Annotated in this window: 20 protein-coding genes; 17 read left to right on the top strand and 3 right to left on the bottom strand. The window is 58.1% G+C overall.

What is annotated here, in order from left to right:
* Positions 1-43: 43 nt before the first annotated feature.
* The 16 genes from PLH32_01670 to PLH32_01595 all read left to right on the top strand — a co-directional run bounded on the left by PLH32_01670 (position 44) and on the right by PLH32_01595 (position 17,566).
* Complete coding sequence (locus tag PLH32_01670) at positions 44-1,432, top strand: sigma-54 dependent transcriptional regulator (GenBank protein ID HQJ63299.1); 1,389 nt, start codon at positions 44-46, stop codon at positions 1,430-1,432.
* A gap of 188 nt (positions 1,433-1,620) precedes the next feature.
* Positions 1,621-2,880: a hypothetical protein gene (locus tag PLH32_01665; protein HQJ63298.1), complete on the top strand. Its 1,260-nt coding sequence runs from the start codon at positions 1,621-1,623 to the stop codon at positions 2,878-2,880.
* A 99-nt stretch (positions 2,881-2,979) separates the two neighbouring features.
* Positions 2,980-3,624 (top strand): hypothetical protein, encoded by a 645-nt coding sequence (locus PLH32_01660; GenBank protein HQJ63297.1) that lies wholly within the window; start codon positions 2,980-2,982, stop codon positions 3,622-3,624.
* Between the two features lie 157 nt (positions 3,625-3,781).
* On the top strand, positions 3,782-5,971 hold the full coding sequence (locus tag PLH32_01655) for a response regulator (GenBank protein HQJ63296.1): 2,190 nt from the start codon (positions 3,782-3,784) through the stop codon (positions 5,969-5,971).
* 8 nt (positions 5,972-5,979) lie between these two features.
* The gene (locus PLH32_01650) at positions 5,980-7,065 is read left to right on the top strand and encodes a DUF4388 domain-containing protein (protein ID HQJ63295.1); all 1,086 of its coding nucleotides are present in this window, start codon (positions 5,980-5,982) and stop codon (positions 7,063-7,065) included.
* Between the two features lie 174 nt (positions 7,066-7,239).
* Entirely contained in the window at positions 7,240-7,743 is a 504-nt protein-coding gene (locus tag PLH32_01645; GenBank protein ID HQJ63294.1) for a hypothetical protein, read from the top strand.
* Between the two features lie 15 nt (positions 7,744-7,758).
* The gene (locus PLH32_01640) at positions 7,759-8,127 is read left to right on the top strand and encodes a hypothetical protein (GenBank protein HQJ63293.1); all 369 of its coding nucleotides are present in this window, start codon (positions 7,759-7,761) and stop codon (positions 8,125-8,127) included.
* Positions 8,127-9,200, top strand: coding sequence for a peptidase MA family metallohydrolase (locus PLH32_01635; protein HQJ63292.1), 1,074 nt, complete (start codon positions 8,127-8,129; stop codon positions 9,198-9,200). The genes PLH32_01640 and PLH32_01635 overlap by 1 nt, the downstream gene beginning before the upstream one ends.
* Positions 9,201-9,356: 156 nt before the next feature.
* Positions 9,357-10,283: a lysophospholipid acyltransferase family protein gene (locus PLH32_01630; GenBank protein HQJ63291.1), complete on the top strand. Its 927-nt coding sequence runs from the start codon at positions 9,357-9,359 to the stop codon at positions 10,281-10,283.
* Complete coding sequence (gene waaF / locus PLH32_01625) at positions 10,270-11,289, top strand: lipopolysaccharide heptosyltransferase II (GenBank protein HQJ63290.1); 1,020 nt, start codon at positions 10,270-10,272, stop codon at positions 11,287-11,289. The genes PLH32_01630 and waaF overlap by 14 nt, the downstream gene beginning before the upstream one ends.
* 13 nt (positions 11,290-11,302) lie before the next feature.
* On the top strand, positions 11,303-11,941 hold the full coding sequence (locus PLH32_01620; protein ID HQJ63289.1) for an L-threonylcarbamoyladenylate synthase: 639 nt from the start codon (positions 11,303-11,305) through the stop codon (positions 11,939-11,941).
* Positions 11,938-13,017 carry a glycosyltransferase family 9 protein gene (locus PLH32_01615; protein HQJ63288.1) on the top strand — a complete coding sequence of 360 codons (1,080 nt, stop codon included), beginning with the start codon at positions 11,938-11,940 and terminating at the stop codon, positions 13,015-13,017. Before PLH32_01620 ends, PLH32_01615 begins: the two co-directional genes overlap by 4 nt.
* A 2-nt stretch (positions 13,018-13,019) precedes the next feature.
* The gene (locus PLH32_01610) at positions 13,020-13,796 is read left to right on the top strand and encodes a DUF3108 domain-containing protein (protein ID HQJ63287.1); all 777 of its coding nucleotides are present in this window, start codon (positions 13,020-13,022) and stop codon (positions 13,794-13,796) included.
* A 21-nt stretch (positions 13,797-13,817) separates the two neighbouring features.
* A complete protein-coding gene (locus tag PLH32_01605; GenBank protein ID HQJ63286.1) occupies positions 13,818-16,094 on the top strand; it encodes a TonB-dependent receptor in 2,277 nt (758 codons plus the stop codon).
* On the top strand, positions 16,084-16,806 hold the full coding sequence (locus PLH32_01600; protein ID HQJ63285.1) for a DUF4249 family protein: 723 nt from the start codon (positions 16,084-16,086) through the stop codon (positions 16,804-16,806). The genes PLH32_01605 and PLH32_01600 overlap by 11 nt, the downstream gene beginning before the upstream one ends.
* Before the next feature lie 7 nt (positions 16,807-16,813).
* Positions 16,814-17,566 carry a hypothetical protein gene (locus PLH32_01595; protein ID HQJ63284.1) on the top strand — a complete coding sequence of 251 codons (753 nt, stop codon included), beginning with the start codon at positions 16,814-16,816 and terminating at the stop codon, positions 17,564-17,566.
* On the opposite strand, the gene PLH32_01590 is transcribed toward PLH32_01595, so the two are convergent.
* The 3 genes from PLH32_01590 to PLH32_01580 are packed head-to-tail and all read right to left on the bottom strand — an operon-like array spanning position 17,563 to position 22,099.
* Positions 17,563-18,318, bottom strand: a complete 756-nt coding sequence (locus tag PLH32_01590; protein HQJ63283.1) for an SDR family oxidoreductase — start codon at positions 18,316-18,318, stop codon at positions 17,563-17,565. The genes PLH32_01595 and PLH32_01590 overlap by 4 nt on opposite strands.
* Positions 18,315-19,508: a HAMP domain-containing sensor histidine kinase gene (locus PLH32_01585; GenBank protein ID HQJ63282.1), complete on the bottom strand. Its 1,194-nt coding sequence runs from the start codon at positions 19,506-19,508 to the stop codon at positions 18,315-18,317. Before PLH32_01585 ends, PLH32_01590 begins: the two co-directional genes overlap by 4 nt.
* A 47-nt stretch (positions 19,509-19,555) precedes the next feature.
* Entirely contained in the window at positions 19,556-22,099 is a 2,544-nt protein-coding gene (locus PLH32_01580) for a YfhO family protein (GenBank protein HQJ63281.1), read from the bottom strand.
* Between the two features lie 181 nt (positions 22,100-22,280).
* Here PLH32_01580 and PLH32_01575 point away from each other — a divergent pair, with 181 nt between their 5' ends.
* Positions 22,281-23,309 (top strand): glycosyltransferase family 4 protein, encoded by a 1,029-nt coding sequence (locus tag PLH32_01575; protein ID HQJ63280.1) that lies wholly within the window; start codon positions 22,281-22,283, stop codon positions 23,307-23,309.
* The last annotated feature ends 17 nt before the right edge of the window (positions 23,310-23,326 follow it).

Here is a 23,326-nt window from a genome sequence, read left to right as displayed (position 1 = left end):
AAGATAAAGCATCTATACCTCTCAGCCAAGTTTGGAGAGTGGCATGGTGGATGAAAGCATGAGCAAAGCGACTATTCTTATCGTTGATGACGACAAGAATATTTGCAAGATGATTGAGGCCAGCCTTCGCAAGGAGAAGCGGTACGAAATAGAGACGGCACTGAGCGGTGAAGCCTGTCTGCGCATCATCAAGGAAAACCCGCCTGAATTGGTCCTTCTTGATATTCAGATGCCGGGCATCGATGGCATCGAAACCCTGCACAAGATCCGCGACGAGAATCCCTTTATCCCGGTAATCATGATGACGGCGCATGGCACGATCGAGCGCGCCGTACAGAGCATGAAGGCGGGGGCCTACGATTTTCTCACCAAACCCTTTGCTCGCGACCGATTGCTGGTAACCGTCAACAACGCCCTGATGAACAGCTCGCTGCGCCGCGAGGTGGATGAGCTGCGTTCGGAACTCAAGAGCAAATATGCCTTTGCCAATATCATCGGCCAGAGCGGGGTGATGCAGGATGTCTTCCGCGCGGTCGAGAAGGTATTCAGTAGCAATGTGACCGTTTTAATCCAGGGAGAGAGCGGCACCGGCAAGGAGCTGATTGCCCGGGCGATCCATTATAACTCCGCCGCGCGCGCGAGCAAGCCCTTTGTGGCGGTAAACTGTTCTGCGCTGCCTGAATCCCTGCTCGAAAGCGAATTGTTCGGCCATGAGAAGGGCGCCTTTACGGGCGCCCTGGGGCGGCGCATCGGCAAGTTTGAGCAGGCGAACGGCGGGACAATTTTTCTCGATGAGATCGGTTTGATGACGCCGGCAACGCAGTCCAAACTGCTGCGGGTTCTGCAGGAGCGCGAGTTCGAACGGGTTGGCGGCAACGAACTGGTCAAAGTGGACGTTCGGGTGATCTCCGCCACGAACAAGGATCTTGAGGAGGAGATGAAGAAGGGCGAGTTCCGCGAGGACCTCTATTACCGGATCTCGGTCTTTCCGATCAAGCTGCCCCCCCTCCGGGAACGCCGTGAGGACATCCCTTTGCTGGCCGGACATTTTCTACAAAAGTTCGCCCGGCAGGAGGGGAAGAGCATAGAAGGGATCACCCCCGATGCCCTGGATCTGATGATGGCCTATCATTGGCCGGGGAATGTGCGCGAGCTCGAGAATGCCATGGAACGAGCGACCGTCCTGGCCAACGGGACCGAAATTTCCGCGAAAGATCTTCCTGCAGCGGTCCGCTCCCTCGGGGAGAAGCGCATCTATGAATCGGACAACACTCTGGCCAGCTGGATTGAGAAGCTGGAGGAAGAGGCTTTGCGTCAGGCCCTGCTGGAGTGCGAGGGCAATATCTCGCAAACGGCCAAGAAGCTTGGCATCGGCCGGGCGACCATTTACCGCAAAGCCAAGAAATACGGGCTGCCCATGGTAAAGAGTTGAGCGATTTTATGCTTTTGTGACAAGGCGCACAGCAAAATTGCTGGGCGCCTTTTTTGTCTGTTTCATCCCGGCACAATGTCTCAGGCTGTCACATCCCTTTCTGCCATTTCCCCTGATTCCCCCGATTTTTACACAATAAATTCAATGGCTTACAAAAAGGCTGCCGCGTTAAATTCTTGGTACACGATTTGCGCAGGCTGTTTGAACCCTGGTACAGGCGTGTCCATGCCGGGGACTACCCCGGCCGTGCTTCGGGCGGGGTGATGATGCCCCTCGAAGACGGTGAGATCGCGGGCGGCATGGACGGTGGTGTGGCGGTTGGATCTTGGTGGCCAAGGATGAACAAGGAAGTGCGACGCGACTTTATGAAAAATGCAAATTTGACGCAACTCGTTTACAGCATTTGCGACGGGAGCTACACCCAGGAGGGATTGATCCATTACATTGACCTGGCGCAGAAGATCTCCCTGAGCTATCTCAAGTACCAGGAGATGTTGGGCAAGCGCATCAGCGGCGATGCCTGGGAGGCAGATCTCGAGCTGGCCGATTTGGCGATGGATTGCATTGCCGAACTCTTCGGCCGCGATGATTTCGGGCGATTTCCGCAGCTGAAAAAGTATTACGAGGGCAAATTCGCCGAAATGCCCTATATCAACGACGCCGAGGTGCTGATCCTAACGCGCCGGTTGATCGTGCGCAAGACCAAACAGGAACTCTCGCGCATTTTTCGCGAGCGCGATCCTGAGGGGGCCAAGATCGTCCGCAACATCAAGGTGGCGATTCGCATGGCGCCAGACCTGCACCTCTTCCGCGAATTGGGCAAGGAGTTCGTCTATCACGGTCCCCTGATCCAGGGCGACCAGAATAGCCCCGCAGACGACTCGCTGGCGCTTTATCTGCGCCGGTCCCAACCCCCGCTTCCCGAGGAGATCCTCCACAAGCTCTTTCTGGACAACTTTCATTCCGGTGACTCGGTTTCGGTCTCCATCCGCCGCCTGTTGGAAGCCCTGCATGAACGATCGGAGTATCAGAATTTCTGCGCGCTCGATGCCGTCGTCAAACTGGTACGGTATGTAAAATTCGATGTCTGCCGCGAACGGATCGCGGCAGGGGAATCGGTCAACACGCCCTTGGATGAACTCGAGAGCAAGGAAATGGAGGAATATATTGCGGTGGTGATGGACAGCATCTGGTTGCGGCTCGATTCGCAGTATCTGCGCACCCGCAAGCTCGCTCTGGACAAGGCGAGAATCTATCATCGCGCCTTGCGCGATGTCCTCTATGACCTCATTCAAAAACGCGACACCTCCTCCTATTATCGCAATCTCAAATTTTATATTCCCGAGCTGACGCAAAAGGAATACCGGCAGCGGGAGCGTTCAGTTTTTGAATACCTGGCCAAGCTGGCCAAGAAGGAATTCAGAAAATATTTGTGTGAAATGCTCTAATTTTTCCGTATTCGCTCGCCATTGTCTGTATGTTACATATTAGTAATAGGAGGGTGTAACAAACAGGGAGCCAGGCCTGAGCCTGGATAAGCACAGACCATGAGCGAGCGATACAGACCCGTCGGTTGCCCCGGCACCAGAGAGCTTGAGCTGTTTTGTATCGGAGGACTGGCCGCTGTAAAAAGCAGAGCGTTGCTGCAAGCCCACATCGAAGAGTGCCCCCGCTGCGCCAAGAGAGTACGTCATCTGCACCTCTTTTATTCCCTTTTCGCCAAAGAACTCGATCGTCCAGTTCGGCCGGCCCTGCTCGATTTCTGTAAGAAGCGCGCCTATCCTTCAGTAAAATATGGTCTTTTGGTTTGCCGCCCCGTTCCTGAGAAGGATCGGCGGACGGCGAAGGCGTACCTGGCCACGCTGGCCTTTTCGGCAAATGGAGACGGCAGCAAACGCACTCTAGCGGATTTCGAATTGAGCCGTGATCAGATTGGCGTCATGTTGTATAGCGACCCGCTGCGCAACCAGATTCTGCTGTTTCTCTGGGGTGAGGGGGATGGACGTGCTGCCCCCTGCACGCTCGAAGCGCCGGGACTTTTTGATAAGGCCGAGTTCACCCCCACCGGCGCGGCACGAATTCCCCTGACCAATTTTGAGTTTTTGAACAATCGTCTGCTCTATTTTGGCATGCAGGGCAGGAGCCGCAGCGGACGATCGATCCTCGCCCGGGTTCAGGAGCGGGTGGCTTAGAGGGTTTCAGTCAGCGAGCAGAACAGGGGTGGCTGGAGAGCCGGGATTTTCCCGGCTCTCTTTTTTATAGAAAAACCTTGACATAGGGCATATTTTTAGATAAATTTTTATCGGTTTAATATATGCTCACTGTAGCGGCAACCTGGAAAAGCAGCTCATGAATCCGCCTAGAATACTTCTCGTCGATCCTGACCCCAAGAATGTCCGCATCCTGCGCAATAACTTTCTCGATTTGCATTTTGAGGTGGATGCCGCTGCGAACAATACCGAAGCGCTTGACAAGATCTCCGGGCAGGCATTTGATGCCATCCTGGCGGAAGTGGCCGCGCCGGGTATCGATGGATATGCCCTCTTGGATCAAGCCCAGCAGTCCTCCCTCAACCACACCTGTGCGGTCATCTTTCTAACCCAGAAAAGCGATGTATGGAATCGAGTCAAAAGCTTCAAACTGGGTGCGAAGGATTACATCGTCAAGCCGATTCATGTACGCGAGATTGTTGGCCGCGTCCAGATGGTCCTCAGGCGGCGCGAACGCAATCGGCAGGCGAGGAAGCGCAGTCGCAACCGGTTCAGCGGCCGGTTGGCCGATCTCGGTGTCAGTGAACTGATCGAGGTCTTCGGGGCGGAACGCAAGAGCGGCATCCTTTCGATCCATAATGAGAATGGGGTCTCAGGGCAAATCCTTTTCGACCAGGGCGCGGTCGTCCGGGCATCGGTCGGCCGGCAGCGCGGCGAGGAGGCCGTTTTCAGGATGCTCGCCTGGGACAAGGGACGGTTCACCATGGTATTCGCTCCGGTGACGGAGCAGAGCGAAATCGGTGTCAGCAATATGGGTTTGTTACTGCAAGGAGCCAAAAGAATGGAACAACGCGAGGAGATTCTGCGGCATCTGCCAGCGCTTGAAACCGTGTTGGTGACCACGCAGAATTTTAAAAAGATCATCGCCCGGAAGGCTCTTGCAACCGATCTGGAGTACTTCGTCTCTCTTTTTGACGGCGTCCACTCCCTGGGACGCATCATCGATGAGAGCAAATACGATGAAATCACCACGCTGCAGCGGATTTTGAAGCTTTACGAACTGGGGTTCTTGCATGTGCTGCGGGATTTCGGCACCAGCGGCAGCGCGGCGGGCAGCACACCGCAAGCCGGCACCGGGACAGCGCCGATCATCACGGAAACGGCGGGGAGTGTCGACCGGCACCCATCCGCTCCTGCCGCACTCGAGCATGTCGAAAGCGCGCTCGGTGCCGCGAGTGCGGAGGATCTATTGCATGAGGAGATCGGTGCAATAGCTTCGGCCCCGATTGAACCCCCAATGACCGGGCTGCAGAAGCCGGAGGTGGAGGCCTCAAGCCCCGAGGCATCTATGGTAGAGCGACCGCTCCAGCCGGAGAGAAAATCGGCCTTGCCGCCGGTCCAGGAGCCGCCCCGGTGGGAGTCCGAGAGCAGTTTTGACCATGATCTCTTTTACGACCTGCGCCATGCCGGAACCGAAGAGCAGGATCTCTTCGGGGGCAGCAAGGGGGAGGATGGCGGATTGGTCCTGAGCGATCTCGGGCGCGTGATCCCGCAGCATCCCGCTGATGCGCTACTGAAGCTCGAAATGGAAGATGAATTGGCAGAAAGCCCCGGTCCGGAGGAAGCCTTTGGCGGCGTCATCGCCAAGACCGGAAACGAACCGCCCCCCGCGGTCATAAAAGAAGAGCCGCCGCTGTTTGCTCCTGCCGCGCACGAGGAAGCTGCGAACCGCGCCGAGGTCCAGGAACTGGAGCGTACCCTGCGGCTGCAGCAGCGCTTCCGTCGCGCGCACGGCGTCATCCTGGTGCTCGGCAATAACCGGGAATTATGCCGGCAGATGGTCGCAAGTCTCTCGGCCGAGCAGATTCAGGAAAAGAGCGCCTTTCAGCCGCAGGATTCGGATCTTCTCTTCGGCACGGCGGAATTCCGGGGAGGGCATCTGCTCAATCTTGTCGCCTTGTCACTGGAGCGCGAATTTGCGCCGGTCATCGATTTTTTCGCCGGTTCGCTTCTGGGCTTCGTCATCCTCATGGATGGCCGTCAAGTGGAATGGGGCTATCAGCGCTATCTGCAGAACGTGCTGCGGGCCAAGGCTGCACTGCCCCTGGTAGTGGTATTCGCTTATAATGAGTATCTGCAAAAACCGCTGGAGGAGCGGATTATCCGGCAGCGGCTGGGGCTGCGCGAACGCGACGGATTGCTGCTGGTAAGCGATCTATCTGTGGTCAATTCCCGCCGGATCATCTTCCGCCTTTTTGAGACGTTGTATCGTCCCAAATCCCGGCCAGGACAGCCGGCTGAAACCCTGCATCCGTCGACGATGAAATAGACCCCTCGATGATTGATAATCGCACTCAGAATCCCTTGATCCTCATTGTGGATGGTGATGGGGCTGCAACGGCCGCGCTCGCCAGCGCCTTGAACGATCATCATCTCTCTAGTCTGATCCTGCAGAAGAGCAGCGCTGCACTGGAGCGCGCTGTAGCCGACCACCCGGTGCTGATCCTCAGCGAAGTTGATCAGGAGGGGATAGACGGACTGGCTCTTTTTCAGCAGGTGCGCAGCCATCCCGCGCTTAAAGAAACGCCTTTTGTCTTCATGACCCGTCAGGTGGAGTTGGAAGAGCGGCTCAAGCTGCTGGCACTCGAGATCGACGATCTTATTACCAAGCCCTATGCACCGGAGGAGGTCGTTGCCCGCGTAGAGTCGATCTTGCAGGAGGGCGCAGCGGCCCTGATCGGCGAGCCCACCATGACGCAGGGATTTACCGGCAGCCTGGAGGAGATGTCCCTGATCGACTTGATCCAGACACTTGAGCTCGGTAAAAAGTCGGCCATGGTTCACCTGGTTCAAGAGCCCGAGGAGGGATTTGTCTATGTCGACCAGGGTCGTATCGTCGATGCCGTGCTCCGGGAGCAGGCCCCCGAGGAGGCGCTTCTGAACATGATGATCTGGTTGCAGGGCTATTTTGAACTGACCATACAGCCGGTCCAGCGAGAGATCCGGATTACCCGATCCAACGGGGACTTACTACTGGCCGGGGCGCAGCGTCTGCAGGAGTTCAAAAATCAGGCGGCCCAGCTCGCTTCGCTGGATCGCTATGTGGCCCGTGCGGAGGGGATCTCTTCCCCGGAGCTCAATGAAGCTGAGGCGCGGATCTGGACCCTGCTCGAAAAACCGCAGCCCCTGCGCTTGCTGATCGCGGCCATGCAGAAGGATGCGTTGCAAACGCTCGAGATCATTCAGGGCTTGATGGCCAACCATCGCATCGCCCTTGTGCCCGGAACGGCATCCGAGGCCGACCTCATTGCACAGGATATCTCGCTCAAGCGTGCGGCGGCGCAACAGGGGAGTGCCGACTCGTATTCGCGCATTGCGTCCTTTTTCACGCGCAACGGCAGCCAAAAAAAAAACCTCAACTGACTTCTGATGCAGCGGCCGTTCTAGCTGCCACCCCGGTGTTGGGGCCACACAGAATTTTTCTGCATCGGGCGGATCTTTTGCTCATAAGGCAGAGATTGACAGCCCTACGGCCCTGACCCTGCTTCGCGGGTTGCGGCAGCGCGGCGGAAAACCGGCATTTTGAAGGCTCCCCCTATGCACCGAACACTGGACGAAGGCGCTATTCAGCGCACAGCCGAAATTATTGTCCTTGGCCCTGGTGGAGCGGGCAACCGTGAGTTTCTTCAGGCCTTCTGCCCCGATCTCCGGCAGGGCTGCGGTGATCTGCTGCTGGGTTCACTCACTGTCCATCGCGAACTGGTGCTCTACTGCTACAGTATCGGCTTCGGGCAAGAGTTCGCTTGGGATCTGGTGGGCGGAAAGATCCTCGGTTATATTGCCCATTTTGACTGGTTCGATGGCGCTTCCTACAATGCCTGCCGCGATTTGGTTAATGATACCTCTTCCGACTTTACAGCCCCCTTTGTGGTCGCAGCCGACCTCGGACTGCAACCGCCGCCGGTTGTGGAGAGTGCGATCAAATTGGATATCGCCCTCTCCCCTTCCGCTCGCTTTCTTTTCTTCCAGAAGCACAAACCGGCCAGCGTCCGCAGGGTGGTCATCACTCTTCTGGATCTTCTGCTTGAGAAACTGGAGTGAGAAAGTAGGTCGATCATGGTGCTGCGGATAAATCGGAAACTGGATCTGGTTAGGGCGCTCCTGTCAGGTGACGGGCTGCAGGAGCTGCTTGGCCTGCTCTCGCCGCTGGAGTTGCTCGAGGCATATCGTTTTGTGCAGGAGAAGACCATTGAGTTTGGGGTCCGGGTGCGCGGAAAAAAATTTGCACAAGAGGAGATGCTGGCCGAACTGCGCGCCCTGGGCGAGGCCCATGCCGCCAGAACCTGCCCGGACCAAAACCGGCAGTGCCGGCTGGAACAGTGTCTGGAAGGACACCCGCAGTGTTTGAGGGAGGCGGCGGTCACCCAGATCCTGGCCATGGCCTCGGTTTGCCGCTCCTTTCTGCATCCGCAGGAGACGTCCTGATGCGGCGTCTTGCGCTCCCCTTCCTGATTTTGCTTTCCACGCTCGCCGGCGCCCGGACACCCTCTCCAGTTCTTGCGCGCCACTGTCAGGCGCGGATCTGCCTCTATGCCAGCGCAGAGGATGCACGATTCGTCGATGAGAGCCTCGCCGTGTTGCGGCAAGCACGCGAGGAGATCGAGCACGATCTGGCCCTCGTGCGGGAGGAGACGCTGCGGGTCATCATCGCGCCGAGCCGCGCCTGGTTCCGGGACTATCTTCGCGGTGAGCTGCCCGAGTGGACCCAAGCTTTTGCAATTCCCGCAGTCTCTACCATGATCGTCCGTTCGCCGCGATGGGACCGTCCGGAGTCTTCTCTGCGGCAGAGTTTGGTCCACGAACTGCTGCATCTTCTCCTGCATCAGCGTATCGGCAACCGAGAGCTGCCGCGCTGGCTCGATGAGGGGATGGCGGTGTTTTACGCCGAGCACGCCGACTTTGAGAACAAAAGCATCCTCTCTCGCGCGCTGGCCACTGGCTCGCTGATCCCTTTGCAGGATATCGATCGCGTGCTGGAATTTGACCCCAATCGCGCCCAGCTCGCCTATCAGGAAAGCTACTCCGCCGTCCGCTATCTGCTCGCCACCTACGATGCCGAGGCGCTACGCACCCTGCTCGCCGGTATTGCGGTAGGGGAGGATCTGGATCTCCTCTTCCTGCGCGCCACCGGCAGTACGGTTGCGGGATTCGAACGAGAATGGCACGGTTACCTGCAGCGGACACAGAGGTGGCTCTGGCTGAGCGAGATGGATGAGCTGATCTGGCTGGTGCTTCCCCTGCTCTTTATTCTGGTCTTTTTAATCATTCGTCACCGCAACCGCCGCAAGATGGCGGAATGGGAGGGTGCGCAGCCAGGGCTGGAGGCGGGAATGCCGGAGGAGGATCGCGAAGCGGACCTCGCCGGGACGCCCTGGGTGGCGCCTCACGTGATGCCGCGCCGCTCGCCTGCGGCGCCGGAGGAGTCGCCGTCCGGACCGGAGGAAAAGCAGGATGAAGAGGAGGAGGATGGCAATAACCTGATACCCCCAAAGACCTGAGTCCCACCCGGAGGCCATTCAGGGATATCCAGATTCGACTGAACCCGCTTATTTTTAGAGCGCCCGGCTTGAGGCGCCGGATGGGCCCCGGATTTTGGGGGTACCCGGAACGGAATCAAATCTTGAATTTCTCGCTGGATTGTTTTACATTGTAAGATGAAAAAGATCCAGAATGTCATTGAATATGTACTCGCCCAGCTTTTTGCCTTCCCGATCCGGCTGCTCCCGCATCGTGTCGCCCTGGGGATGGGTGCAGGACTGGGATATTTCGCCTATTATCTCGTGCCGATCCGCAAGCAAGTGGCACTGAGAAACATCGCCGCCGCCTTTCCGGAAAAGCCGTCGCAGGAGGTCCGCCGGATCGGTCGCCGCACCTACTGTAATTTCGGCCAGAACATTGTCGAATTCATCCGCATCCCCAAGATGGATGAAGCGTTCTATGCCCGGCACATTCAGGTTAACGGCGGAGAGCGGCTTGAGGCGGCGGGACGCGGCGGGCGCGGAGCGGTGTGCGTCTCCGGCCATTTTGGCAATTGGGAGCTTTTCCCCGCAGTCATTCATCGCATGGGATTTCCGATGGTGGGACTGGCGCGGGACCAGCGTAATCCCTTTGTCAATAAGATGATCAACCAAAACCGCGTTTCCTGGGGGGCTGAACTCGCCCGGCTGGGGATGGGGGTGCGCTCGGTCTTCCGCGCTCTGGCGGCCAACAAGTTCATCACCATCCTGGCGGATCAGGATGCGCATACTGAAGGGGTTTTTGTCGACTTTCTCGGCCGGCCTTCCTCAACCGCCGCAGGTCCGGCACTGTTCGCGCTTAAAACTGGAGCCCCACTGATCTTCGGCGTCGTGGTGCGGGGTGATAAGGGCAATCATAGTGTCATTCTCGAGGAAATCGACCATAGCGACCTCGAAGGGGTCACTCCGGAGAATATCCGTATCCTGACACAGCGCCATGCCAGCGCCCTCGAGACCTATATCCGCCGGTATCCCGATCACTGGCTCTGGATGCATAAACGATGGAAGACCCCGCCTCCCTCGACATTGGCAAGAGAGGATTCGCCCCCGGGTGTGCAAAACTGACCAGATACTGATCATTCAGACGGCTTACATCGGCGATGTTCTGTTAACAACGCCGCTGATCCAGGCCTGCCGCGATCATTTTCCGGATGCAGCCATCGATATCATGGTGATCCCGGCGGCGGGCCCGCTGGTTGAAACCCATCCAGCGTTGCGGCAGGTCATTCTCTATGACAAGCGCAAAAGCCAATCGGGCTGCCGGGGCGTCATCGCCATGGCCGGGCGGTTGCGGCGGACGCAATACACGCTGGTCCTGACGCCGCACCGCTCCCTGCGAAGTGCCGTATTGGCCTGGTGCAGCAGGGCCAGGATTCGCATCGGATTCGACACCAGCAGCGGGGTCCTCCTGCTGACCCACCGGGTGCGCTATGACCGGACGCGGCACGAAGTGGAGCGCAATCTCTCACTGCTGACGGCGCTGGGCATCGTCACCGGCCCGAAACGGCCACAGATTTACGCCACAGCGGCGGACTGCAAGGTGGTGGATCAACGCCTCGAAGGCCTGGCGGCGCCAGGGCAGCCCTTGATCGCCATCGCACCCGGGTCTATATGGGCGACAAAACGGTGGCCGGCAGCCTCGTTTCGTCAACTGGCTGAGCGCATCGTCGGGGCGGGCTGGCCGGTGGTCTGGATTGGCGGAACGGAGGATCGCCCGCTGTGCGAAGAGATCAGCCGGGGGCTGGCGGGCCGCTGGCTGAATGGCGCGGGGCAGTTTTCTTTTCGTCAGTCCGCCGAGGTGATCCGGCGGGCAGCCCTGCTGGTGAGCAACGACAGCGCCCCGCTTCATGCCGCCTCGGCGATGGGGACGCCAACCGTCGCGATTTTTGGCCCCACCGTCACGGAATTCGGCTTCGGACCCCTGAGCGAGGTTGCCACGGTCGTGCAGCGGGATCTCGCGTGCCGACCCTGCTCGATCCACGGCGGCCGTACCTGCCCCATCGGCACCCACGCATGCATGACGGGTATAACCGTTGAGCAGGTTTTTAACGAAATTGTGCGCATGGTTTAACGAAAGAGCGAAGATGAGTGAACTCCTCAAGATCGATCCCCGGCAGCCAGAGGACGATCTGATCAGTCGAGCCGTCCGCGTTTTGAAGCAGGATGGTGTCATCGGCTATCCGACCGAGACGGTCTACGGTATCGGTTCGAATATCTTTTCCTCCGCTGCTGTAGACCGAATTTACTCCCTCAAGAACCGGGACCATAGCAAGGCCTTGATCGTTATCACCGCGGACCTCATCCAGATCAGCGACCTGGTTGAGGAGATCCCGGAGTCGGCCGAGCGTCTCATGGAAAATTTTTGGCCGGGCCCGCTGACGCTCGTTTTTCGTGCGGGGAAAGGGCTGCAAGGTTCTCTTTTTTACCATTCGCGCACCATTGCCATCCGCATCCCGGACTGCCCCATCTGCCTGGCTCTGCTCAAGAGCAGCGGTTTTCCGATCATTTCGACCAGCGCCAATCGCAGCGGAGAACTGCCCGCGACTACGGCGGCGCAGGTGCAGGAGATGTTCGGCGACCAGCTCGATATGATCATTGATGGCTCCCGGACCCTGTCGACGACACCCTCCACCGTCGTCGACGTGACGCGCTTGCCGGTGCGGATTCTGCGCGAAGGCGCCATTTCCAAGCTGGAGATCGATACCGTACTGGAATCGGTTTGAGTACCCGAAAGTTGCCTCCCTCCTTTGAACCACAGCGGATCCTCGTCCTGCGGACCGACCGGATCGGGGATGTGGTCCTCTCCACGCCGGTGCTGACTGCCCTGCGCGGCCGCTATCCTGGTGCCCATATCGCCATGCTGCTGCGGCCTTATACTGCCGACCTGGTGCGCGGCCATCCCCACGTCGACGAGGTACTAACAGAGGAACGCACAGGGCTGCATGCCGGACTCAGCGGTTTTCTGCGGTTGCTGCGGGAGGTGCGCCGTCGCCGCTTCGACACGGCGCTCGTCCTGCATCCCTCTCTGCGTCTGGCGCTCCTCTGTTTCATGGCCGGTGTTGCCCATCGGGTCGGCACGGGGTACCGGGCCTACGCCCTGCTTTTTAACCATCGGGTCTATCAGCATCGCAAAGGATCGGGACGGCATGAACTTGATCTTAACCTCGATCTGGCTCGAGCGGTCGGTGCCGGATTGCAACCGGTTCGTTTTTACCTTGCCATACCCGACTCCGCCCGAAAACGGCTGCTAGAACTGCTGCAGCAGCGGGGGCTGAACCCGGAGGCGCCCTTTATTGTCCTCCACCCCGGCAGCGGCGGGTCAGCCCGGGATTGGCCGCTCTCCGGCTTCGCGTCCCTGGCAGACCGTATTCAGGAAGAGCTGGGCCTTCCGGTCGTGCTGACTGGAAGCCCGGCCGAAATTCCGCTCGTCGATGACCTGTGCCGCCGGATGCGAACCCAACCCGTGCGGCTGGATGGGCAGCTTAGCATCAAGGAATTGCTTGCCCTCCTCAGTCAAGCGAGGGTGCTGGTGGCCAACAGCACGGGGCCTTTGCACATGGCGGTGGCGGTTGGCTGCCGCGTCATCGGTCTATATTGTCCGCTGCAGGCCTGTGCTCCGGAACGTTGGGGTCCCTATGGGCAGCTGGACGCGGTCCTGTTGCCCCCCGTGCCTCCGTGCCCCGCCTGCACCGGGGCGCGCTGCCCGAGAGGCGAGTGCATGGAATTAATCTCACTCGATGAAGTGTTTGCGAAAGTAAGGCATCAGTTGCTCAATCGAAGAGAGTTTGAGGAGGGGTGACCATGCAGGGCTTGAAATGGATGGCCGGGATGGTGATACTGCTGGCAGGTGTGCTCCCAGCCGCGCGTGCGCAGGAGATCCCAGCGAAGGCGGTACCGCTGCTGCGCGAACTGGCCAACCATGAGATGCCGGTTGGTGAGTATCTCGAGTATTCGGTCCATTTCGGCAAGCTGAGCGCCGGCTGGGGGGCCTTGTCGCTGGAGGCAGGAGACAGTCTGAATGGCCGCGCTGTATATCTGCTCACCTCGCGGTTGTGGACCAATGATTTTTTTTCCGGTTTTTACAGGGTGGACGATGTTATGAAAAGCTGGCTCGATCGCCGCGGCGTCTTCCCCTGGCGTTATGAACGGACCTTGCGCGAAGGCAAATTCAAAGCGTTCCGCAAGGCGGTCTTCGATCCCCTGCACCAGTGCGCCTTCGAGGGCAAGGATACTCTTGCGGTTCCCGCATACAGTCAGGACCTCCTCTCGATTATTTATTATGTGCGGACTCTTGATCTGGAGGTCGGGAATATCATCGACCTCAACAGTTATGTGGATAAAAAGGTCTACCCCTTGCGCCTCACCGTGAAAAAAAAGGAGATGGTGAAGGTCCCGGCGGGGAAATTTGAATGTTTTCTTCTTGTGCCCGGCAAGCAGCCTGGCTCCAAACTAGAGCCCAAGGGTGAGATGTGGATCTGGCTCACCAGCGATCAGCGGCGTCTACCGGTGCGGATACAAAGCAAGGCCGAGCTGGGTTCGGTGACCATGTCTCTGGACATCATGAAGATCATCAAGTAGGATCGACTGTCAAGATATTGTATGAAGCGATCTTGTCTCTCCTTCGTTGCCGCTCTGCTACTGGCGGCGCTGTCGGCTGGCCCTGGATCGGGCAACACGACCGCCGCCAAGGAGATCTTGGCCTCCATCAGCGGTTTTGTCCGCGACGCCACCAATGGTGAGCCCCTCCCTTATGCCAATGTCTATCTGGCCGGGACAAAGCTGGGGACGCTTACTACCCTGCGCGGCTATTTTGTCATCCCCCATCTGGAGGCGGGCCGCTATCTCTGCACCGTCTCGCTACTGGGATATCAGCGCTGGCAAAGTGAAATTTTGCTGCGCGCCGGAGTGGACACGCTCCTAGCGGTTACCCTACTTCCGGGATCGATAGAGATGGGTGAGGTGACCAAGACGGCGCAGCGCGAGCGCTTCGAGCGGGAAGTTCACATTTCCACCGCCTCACTGACGATGCGTCAGCTGCAACTGGTGCCGATGCTGGCAGAAGCCGATGTCTTCAGAACCCTGCAGTTGTTGCCCGGGGTGGTCAGCCGCAGCGATTATTCCAGTCAGCTCTATGTGCGCGGCGGCAGTCCGGATCAGAATCTGGTTCTCCTGGATGGTGTCAGTGTCTATAATCCCTTCCATCTAGGCGGCGTCTTCAGCACCTTCAACGTGGATGCGATCAAGGAACTGGAATTTCTCAGCGGGGGATTCCCCGTGGAGTACGGCGGCCGACTCTCTTCCGTGCTTGCCATCACCAACCGGGAAGGAGACACCAAACACTATCGCGGCGCGGGCAGCATCAGCCTGCTGTCGGCCCGCGCCCTCGCCGAGGGGCCCTTACCCTCCGGCTCCTTCCTGATTGCCGGCCGCCGGACCTATTTCGATCAGGTCTTCAAACATACCCGGTATGCTTTCCCTTATTATTTTTATGATTTTCAGGGCAAAATCAATCTCGATCTTTCGCAGCGCCACCGCCTTACGCTGAGCGGTTTTTACGGCGACGATGTTCTCGATTTCTCCGCCGAAGGAGACGACGAATCCGAGGTGGATGTCGACCTCGACTGGACCTGGGGCAACAGGACCACCAGCCTGACCTGGCGCTGGATCATCCGCCCCGATCTTTTCAGCGAGACGATTCTATCCCGCAGCCGCTTTGACAACGACCTCGATGCCGCCGTGGAGGGCAGCGGAACCGCCTCGTTAACCCTGAACAACCACATCACCGACTACAGCGCCAAAGCGGATATCAACTATTTTGGCATCCACGGGCACAGCATTAAAGCGGGAATGGCCGCCTCCGGCCTGGAATTTCGTTATGGCATTGCCATTGATGAGTACCGACTGTTTGCCTATACCGCCCAGCCCGCGCTTCAGGCGTTCTATCTGCAGGACCACTGGCAGCCCCGGCCGCGTCTCCAGCTCAATACCGGGGTGCGTCTTGAACACTATACGCTCGGCGATCGCTGGAGCCTTGCACCACGTCTGGGGCTGCAGTATCAACTTGCCCCCAATCTCGCCCTTAAAGCCACCTATGGGCATTATGCCCAGTATCTTACGACGGTCGCCAGCGACGAACAGAATTTTTCGCTGATGGATCTGTGGATGCCCATCAGCAAGAACTACAAACCACAAACCGCCAACCACTATGTGGTGGGAGTGGAATGGTGGCTGCCGCACGATCTCCTCTTCACACTCGAGGGGTATTTGAAAACCTTCAACGGCCTGCTCGATCTCAACGAAAACGGGATTGCCTCTGATCCGTCCGACGATTACTTCGTCGCCGAGGGAACGGCACGCGGCATGGAGCTGTTACTAAAGCGGCAGCAGGGGCCCCTGCAGGGTTGGCTGGGATACAGTTGGGGCATCACCAAGCGCCGGATGGGCCAGCAGAGTTATTATCCCAAATACGACCGCCGCCACTCTTTTCATGTTGTTCTGAACCGGACCCTTGGCAGGAAATGGACCCTCGGAATGGTTTTTTCCTACGGCTCCGGGATGCCCTATACGCCCAAACCCGGTAAATATGTGCGGTACGAGTGGGATATCGAGCAGAATATGCTTTCGGGCCATCTGGTGGATCGTCCCGGTGCGAAGAACAGCGCCAGATTTCCGCTCTATCACCGCATGGATGTCAGCCTGCGCCGGGAGGGACGCCTCTTCGGCGTCTCCGCCTCCCCTTATTTGCAGGTCATCAACCTCTACAACCATAAAAATGTCTTTTATTACTTTTGGGACCATGACGCCAATCCCTCGCGATTGACGACGGTCTCGATGTTCCCCTTGCTGCCGACGCTGGGAGTGGATTTTGCCTTCTAGATTACCACTCGGGGTCCTGGCGGCCGCCCTGCTGCTGGCCGCATGTAGCAATGGACCCGATGTCAACGAATTCAATTACCAACCCGAGATCAACCTCTTCGGGCTGCTGATCTATAACTCCGGGCAGACGATCATTCGTCTGGAGGAGACCTATCGCGCGATGGATCGGGTGCCAGCGGACCGGGGCATAGCAGGGGCTCAGATGATAATCAGTGGGGCGGGTCAGGCAGTAACCTTCACAGACCGGGGCGAAGGCCGGTATGCCACGGAGGGACCGGACTTATGTTTGCAGGCGGGTGCGACCTACACCCTCTCCGTCCGACTGCAGGATGGCCGCCGGATAGAAGCGCACTGTACCATGCCAGCACCGCCGCGCTTGATCTCGCCAGCCGATCATCAGGTGGTCGCAGCCAACGCTGCGCTGCCGATCGCTTGGGAGCCGGGCACACCGGACAGCCATTTTCTGGTCAGTGTGCGCGGCAATGTCCATACCTACAGCGCCGAGATGTGGAGCGATTCCACGGCGACCAATTTCTATCCGTTTTATCTCGCCCAACCTGACATCTATGTGCTGAAGGTGACCGCATTGGATCGCAATTATTATAATTACTTGCTCATGCGCGACGACGAAGAGCCGGTCTGGCATATCCAGGGCGGGATCGGCGTGTTCGGCGCCATCGCGTATGATGAAAGAATTATCCTGGCGAAATGAGGAGAGGATGAACCAATTACTTCCCGGTGACTCGAACGCCGTCTATCTGGTTTTGTTTTTGGTCAGCCTGGTTGCGGCTTTTATCCTTTTGACCATCTTTGGCGGCAAAGGCGGCAGCAAGACGCCGGCGCGAAAAAAAAGATCCGGGTCGCTCTCTGGGCTGACGATGCTGCTGCTTACCCTTTCCGCCCTCCTCTTGGGGTATTTTATCATTTATCTTTATTACTTCAGTCCACTCCAAGGCGAAAGACCGGTGGCCCACGTCGAATTTCAGAAGAGCGGCGCCGCATCAAGCGGATTCAAGGTGATCGTGATCCCTTACGAAAGTGGTAAGCCCGGACCGGCAAAAAACTGTTCAGTGAAAGGCGACTGGTGGGCACTTCAGGGAGAAGTGCTGCAATGGAAAGCCTTTCTCGGAAAGGTGGGGCTGCGGACCATGTTTCGTTTGACTGCTGTTGAGGGGTATAGCCGTCAGGATGGTGCGATGCGCAAGGTGAGCTCGGTTGCGTTGGCCAGCAATACGGGGCAAATACTCTGGAAAGCGGCGCAGCGGCTCAATGGTCTTCTTGGATGGGCGCGAGTCGTTTCGTACCGCAGCGAACGTGCCGAACCGGTCTGGTCAGGGGGATACGACCTGGTTGCGGATGATACGGGCTTGCGGATCGCCAGCCGCCGGCCGGCTCAGCTGCCGGCCAAAAGTGAAGGCATTCCGGAACGGGAGCGGCGTTATCCGCGCCGTCCGGAGGAGGTGCGGCACTAAAGGCCCCAGCCGCCGCTGACGGGGATTTGGGCGCCGGTGATATAGGAGGCGGCCTCGCTGCAAAGAAAGGTCAGCGCCGCGGCGAGATCGGTACTGGTTCCCGGTCGTCCAGCGGGCACTTGTTGCGTTGCAGTCTGGCGGGCGGTCGTGTCGAGGGTTCCATTATCCATCAATCCGGGTGCCAGGACGTTCACGGTAATCTGGTGCGGAGCACCCTCTAAGGCCAGGGATTTGCTGAGGATGAGCACGCCGGATTTGGCGATGGCATAGGGCAGGATATTGCGATAAGCATGGATGCGGTCGCTGTTCGCGAGCCCAATATTGATGATGCGGCCCCATCGCTGTGCCACCAGCCCCGGCCAGAAGGCCTGACAGGTATAATAGACGCTCGTGAGGTTGCTCGCCAGCATCTCCTCCCATTCTGCCGGTGTGAAAGATCCCCAGGGTTTTTCGAAGAAAGTTCCCACATTGTTCACCAGAATGTCGAGGCGGCCGAAGTGTTCCAGCACGGCGGTGCGCAGATCGCAGACCTCCGCCCATCGGGTCACATTCGCTTGGAAGGTCGCCGCGGTCACTCCCTGATCTTGAAGTTCCTTAGCCAGCCGCTCGGCCGCTTCCCGGCTTTTGCGGTAGTGGATGGCAACAGCGGCGCCCTGTGTCGCCAAGGCGCGCACCATGCCCGCGCCCAGGCCGCGCGCGCTGCCGGTCACCAGGGCGATCCGGCCCTCCAGGGATTTACGGATCTCCGTCATAGAATCATCCGCATCGTGGTCCCCTTGCCGATATGGCTCTCCTTGATGATCAGCCGTCCGTGATGATACTCCTCGATGATCCGCTTGGCAAAGTTCAAACCCAGACCCCAGCCGCGTTTCTTCGTGCTGTAGCCCGCCTTGAAAATGTCGTTGCGCCTTTTGGCGGTGATCCCGGCGCCGTTGTCGCTGATGTCGATCACGATGCGGTTTTTGCCATTCAGGGGTTTCGTGATGATTTCGATGATCCCTTTTTTACCTTTTACGGCGTCAATGGCGTTTTTCAGCAGATTCTCGACCGCCCATTCGAAGAGCTCGCGGTTCAGGGGTACGGGTTTGCACGCCGCATAGGTTTCGATCAATTGAATCTGATTGCCGGTTTTAGGCAGGCGCTTGCGCAGATATTCGCAAACATCATGGAGGATCGGCTCTACCTCCTGCGGATCGAGCAAGGCTTCGGAACCGATATGGGAAAAACGTGCGGCGATTTTTTCCAGCCGCTTGAGATCGGTCTCCATATCCGTCAGGGTTTGCTCGCGCTGGGCGGCACCAAGATGGGGCATTTTGAGGAGCTCGAGCCAGCCCATCAGCGAGGAGATCGGGGTGCCAAGCTGATGGGCGGTCTCCTTGGCCATCCCCACCCAGATGAAGCGCTGCTCACTGCTCTTGATGCTGACGAAGCTGAGAAAGGCAGCCAGAACCAGGAGGCCGATGCCGCTCAGGGTAACCCAAGGCAGAAATTGGAGGCGGCTGATCAGGACCGAGTCGCCGAAGTAGAGATAACTGAGGACAATCTCGTCGTAGGTTATCGGGATGGGATCATTTTCCTGCCGCATCTTGGCCAGAACCTTGCGTACCTGTTTGAGGGCTTCTGGCGAGCGGGCGGTGTCCGGGACTGTCAGGCCTTGCCAGGAGCTGGGATTGCCCTGGCGGTCGGTCAGGATCAGGGGGAAGGTGGCACGGCTGATGATGTTGACGAAAAGCCAGTCGAGCACCTCCGGCTGGTCGGCGGCTACCGCCAGGCGCTGGTAGGTGAGGGCGTAGAATTCTGCAATATCGCGGGATTGTTTGCGCAAATCCTTGACCAGCCCCTGGACGTAAAAATTAATTCCGGCGATGCAAAGTATAACCACGACTACGAAGAGGTAGCGTAGGGTACCCGAGGACATGTAAAGCGTTTTGCGAAAAGACATAGGTTCTTTCTATCAAAAAAGGGTGGGCGAAAGGCCCACCCTTGAGATCAGGCAGTCGCCGGTGATTTGCGGCGGTTCCGGTAAACCATCCAGAGTGAGTGACCCAGGAGGCCGATCAGCAGGAGCAGCACTATCCCGGTGATCCACTCGCCGGCCTGGTATGAGGCGGGGTTGAATTTGAAGAGAATCTGGTGATCGCCGGCCGGGAGGAAGAGCCCGCGCAGAAGGTAATTGGTCTTGAAGATCTTGCTCTCTTTGCCGTCCACAAAGGCTTTCCAGCCGGCGGGGTAATAGATCTCGCTGAGCACCAGGATTGTCGGAGATTTAATCTTGGCGGAGATGACGATCTGGTGCAGGTCATACTTGACGATATCGGCCGTATTGCCGGTGGCGGCCGACACGGTAAACGGTGGATTCTCCTCGATCACGGCCACCCGGCGTGGGTTGAAACGGCCGCTCTTCATGTAGTCAAAAATGCTCTTGCGGCCTTTGAGGACGAGGACCGAATCGGCGAAAAAGGCGCGCGGCAACACCGTCGTATTGCGGTAAAGTGGAATCGTTTTTGGATCGCCTACCGGCTGGTAGCGCGGATCGTTGCAGGGCAACTCCATCTGAACCAGATATTTGACGTTGAGCATATCCAGCATGGCCGAATCAAAGGCCAACCGCTCCGGGGCGATTTGCTGCAGCGGCACATCAATCCATGCATAGCGATTACCCTGCATGCCCACCCGCCAGTACTTGGAGAGAAAACTGTTCAGGCCATAGCGATCCTGTGAACCGAAACCGGTTTCGTCGAGGAAATCCTGATAGAGGCGTAGTTTAGCGGCGCTGTAGCCGGAGATGTTATGAATGAAGTGGTACATGTACCAATTGCCGCTCTTGTCATCCAGCACTGGAAAGATGCGATAGAGCTCTTTGTCTTTCTGTAAAAACTGCACGGCAGGCGTCGCCGCAAAAAAGGCCTTTTCGTCGGACTTGTCCTGAGGCTGGATGATTTTGGCATCCACGGCCCACAGATCGAAAACTACCATGGCGCTCAGTAAAAGGGTCAGCGCCATCCGGGATAGGCTGTTTTTAAGGAACTGGAGGATGAGCACAACCGCGATGGCAACCAGCCCGATCGATTTGAGGCTGTCAAGGACCGCTTGGTTATAGGCAGCGACACGCTGGGCATCATTCAGGGTGTGGCCGCCGCTGCCAGCCATTTCCATATAAAGGGCTCGTCCCAAAAGAACCATCAGTCCCAACACCGCAACCACACCGGCAAAAGTATAGAGGAAGCGTTTCAACGATTTGATCCGGCGTGTGCGTTCAAGCGGTTTAAGCTGTGGCAGCTGGGTGCGCAGTTCGAACAGGGCTTGCAAGCCGATACCGGCGAGGACGAGCATGCTGATATCCAGAATGATATGAATCATGCTCGGGACGCGGAACTTGTTAAAGTAGGGCAGAATCTTGAACAGCGGGGCATAGAGCACACCGAAATGTTTGCCGAAGGAAACCAGCAGTGAAAAGAGCGCGACAGTCGTCATAATCCAGGTCGTGCGATCACGGCGTAGGGCGAGGGCGAGACCCGCCAGAAGAAAAACAACGACGCTGAAATAGAGCGGGTAATCGGTGAAGGGCATCTTGCCCCAATAGGTGGCGCCGCCAAAGCCCATGAAGGAGGGAATGAAGAAGGTCACCATCTCCAGAGGATGAAAGGACCAGTTGGCGGCGTAGTCAAAATCAAGTCCACCGCCTTCGGTGCTGCCGCCGCGGATGGAGTAGCGCTGGTAGTCGAGAACCGAGGTATAGAGAATCATCGAGAGGAGCACACCCGCGGCAATGGCGCCAGCGAGCAGCCCGGCGGAGTGCAGCAGCGGCTTGATCTCGCGGCTGCGGCGGAAATCGGCGATCTCCTTATAAAGGAAGTAGATTCCGAGAAGAATGAAGGTGTAGTAGGAAACCTGGATGTGCGCTCGCACCATCTGGAAGCCGATGGCGAGGGCGGTGAGGCTGAACCAGAGCCCGTTTTTCTCCTCCATCATTTTTTTGGCGCAGAGAAGGATGACCGGAATCAGCACTGCGGCAAGAAATTTGGTATTGTGTCCATAGGCGGTGAAGGCGACGAACTGGGGGATGAAGATGACCGCCAGCCCGGAAAAGAAAGCCGGGAGCGGCTCTACGCCCAGTCCGCGCATGAGCAGGAACATGAAGAGAGCGAAGAGCAGATAATTGAAGAAAATGAAGGTAAAATCCGGCAGAGCGAGAAGGCGGAAGAAGCCGATGAAGAAGTCATCCAATCGGTTCACATGAGGTGCGCTGAGCAGGGAGCCAAAAGAGGGCATGCCGCCGAAGATATAGGGACACCAGAGGGGCGTGATGCCGCGGGAGAGGGCTTCCTTGACGAAGGGGGCTGTGGCGCGCGCGCTTTGCTGATCCGGCATTTGAAAGGTTTTTCCGGCCAGCATGACCTGATTGTACAAAATGAGCAGGAGCAGGAAAGAGAGGACCAGGAGTGCGGCCAGGGGGTAGCGGGTGAGAAGCGTCTCTTTTTCCGCAGATGGCGGCGCCCAGCTTTTTTCCTGTGCGACTTTTTTCTTTTTCACGACAGCCTCGTTGCATGACAGGGTTGAAAGCAGATTATTGGTTATTATATGACAATTTTTTAAGAAAGTCCAGCGAATCTTTATACTTTTGTTTTGAAGTTTTTTGATCCTATTCGCGGATTATTTATATTGGTATCACTATGCCCTGATTCCATGGTCTGATTGTAGAGAGGGTTTCGTCATGCCACCACGGCCCGCGCAATTGCTTTTTATCCAGCCCAGCCAGGCGCCTTTTGTCCTTGCTGACGCCGATGGCTTGCGTCGACATTTTCGCTTGCGGATGCGTCGCTTTCATTTCAAACCCTTTCTGCGGCAGGCATGGGATCAATGGGCGCAGGGCTTCTGGCTGTTGCGCCATCTCCCCGGCTCGGCAGCGCTCTTCACCTGGTTCGCCGATTATCATGCGTTGGTACCGGTCGTAGCGGGTCGGCTCTTCGGCAAGCCGGTCGTCATCGTCGTGGGCGGCTACGATGTCGCCCGGATGCCCGACTATGGTTACGGCGCCCATCTGCAGGCGGTGCGCTCCTTTTGCAGTCGGATGAGCTTGCGCTATGCCGCCCTTTTGCTGCCGGTTTCAAAGGCCACAGCCGATGAGCTGGCGGCCTTCGCTCCGCACGCGCCGTCGCGGATTTTGTATAACGGCGTCGACACGGAATTCTTCGACGCGGAGACGGAGAACATGAGGGAGAGGGGGGTGCTTACGGTTTGCGGGGCTCGAGACCGGCGTGCGGCCGCCATCAAGGGCATCGGGTTGTTTCTGGATGTGGCGCGGGAGCTGCCACAGGTTCCTTTTGTCGCGGTCGGCCTGGAGGGTGAGGCGTTGGACTGGATCCGCTCACGGGGTGTGCCTGAGAATGTGCGTTTGCTGGGCCGCCTCGAACGCACGGCGCTGGCAGCCCTGTATGCGCGCACACCCGTCTACTGCCAGTTTTCGCACCACGAATCGTTCGGCATGGCCCTGGCCGAATCCATGGCGTGCGGATGCGTGCCGGTGGTGACGGCAACCGGAGCCCTGCCCGAGGTGGTGGGTGAAGCGGGCTGGGTGGTCTCCGAGCGTTCCGCTGCCCCGCTGGCTGCCGCAGTTGGACAAGCCCTACAAGCCGGCTCGGAACGGCGTCGGGCCGCACGACAGCGGATTGTAACGCTTTTTGCGCTCTGCAAGCGCCAATCCGGACTGGCCTCGCTCCTCCTTGACCTGGTGCAGGCCTGATCCGACAACGCTTTATT

This window comes from bacterium (assembly GCA_035419245.1).
Lineage (GTDB): Bacteria > Zhuqueibacterota > Zhuqueibacteria > Residuimicrobiales > Residuimicrobiaceae > JAKPUX01.
This window is presented reverse-complemented; position numbering and strand designations above follow the sequence as displayed.

Excerpts from the sequence above, each read along its gene's own strand:
- PLH32_01670 (HQJ63299.1), top strand. The coding sequence starts at position 44 with ATGGTGGATGAAAGCATGAGCAAAGCGACTATTCTTATCGTTGATGAC.
- PLH32_01590 (HQJ63283.1), bottom strand. The coding sequence starts at position 18,318 with ATGACGGAGATCCGTAAATCCCTGGAGGGCCGGATCGCCCTGGTGACC.
- PLH32_01575 (HQJ63280.1), top strand. The coding sequence starts at position 22,281 with ATGCCACCACGGCCCGCGCAATTGCTTTTTATCCAGCCCAGCCAGGCG.
- PLH32_01595 (HQJ63284.1), top strand. The coding sequence starts at position 16,814 with ATGAACCAATTACTTCCCGGTGACTCGAACGCCGTCTATCTGGTTTTG.
- PLH32_01585 (HQJ63282.1), bottom strand. The coding sequence starts at position 19,508 with ATGTCTTTTCGCAAAACGCTTTACATGTCCTCGGGTACCCTACGCTAC.
- PLH32_01635 (HQJ63292.1), top strand. The coding sequence starts at position 8,127 with ATGCGGCGTCTTGCGCTCCCCTTCCTGATTTTGCTTTCCACGCTCGCC.
- PLH32_01650 (HQJ63295.1), top strand. The coding sequence starts at position 5,980 with ATGATTGATAATCGCACTCAGAATCCCTTGATCCTCATTGTGGATGGT.
- PLH32_01655 (HQJ63296.1), top strand. The coding sequence starts at position 3,782 with ATGAATCCGCCTAGAATACTTCTCGTCGATCCTGACCCCAAGAATGTC.
- PLH32_01605 (HQJ63286.1), top strand. The coding sequence starts at position 13,818 with ATGAAGCGATCTTGTCTCTCCTTCGTTGCCGCTCTGCTACTGGCGGCG.
- PLH32_01640 (HQJ63293.1), top strand. The coding sequence starts at position 7,759 with ATGGTGCTGCGGATAAATCGGAAACTGGATCTGGTTAGGGCGCTCCTG.
- PLH32_01620 (HQJ63289.1), top strand. The coding sequence starts at position 11,303 with ATGAGTGAACTCCTCAAGATCGATCCCCGGCAGCCAGAGGACGATCTG.
- PLH32_01610 (HQJ63287.1), top strand. The coding sequence starts at position 13,020 with ATGCAGGGCTTGAAATGGATGGCCGGGATGGTGATACTGCTGGCAGGT.
- PLH32_01645 (HQJ63294.1), top strand. The coding sequence starts at position 7,240 with ATGCACCGAACACTGGACGAAGGCGCTATTCAGCGCACAGCCGAAATT.
- PLH32_01630 (HQJ63291.1), top strand. The coding sequence starts at position 9,357 with ATGAAAAAGATCCAGAATGTCATTGAATATGTACTCGCCCAGCTTTTT.
- PLH32_01660 (HQJ63297.1), top strand. The coding sequence starts at position 2,980 with ATGAGCGAGCGATACAGACCCGTCGGTTGCCCCGGCACCAGAGAGCTT.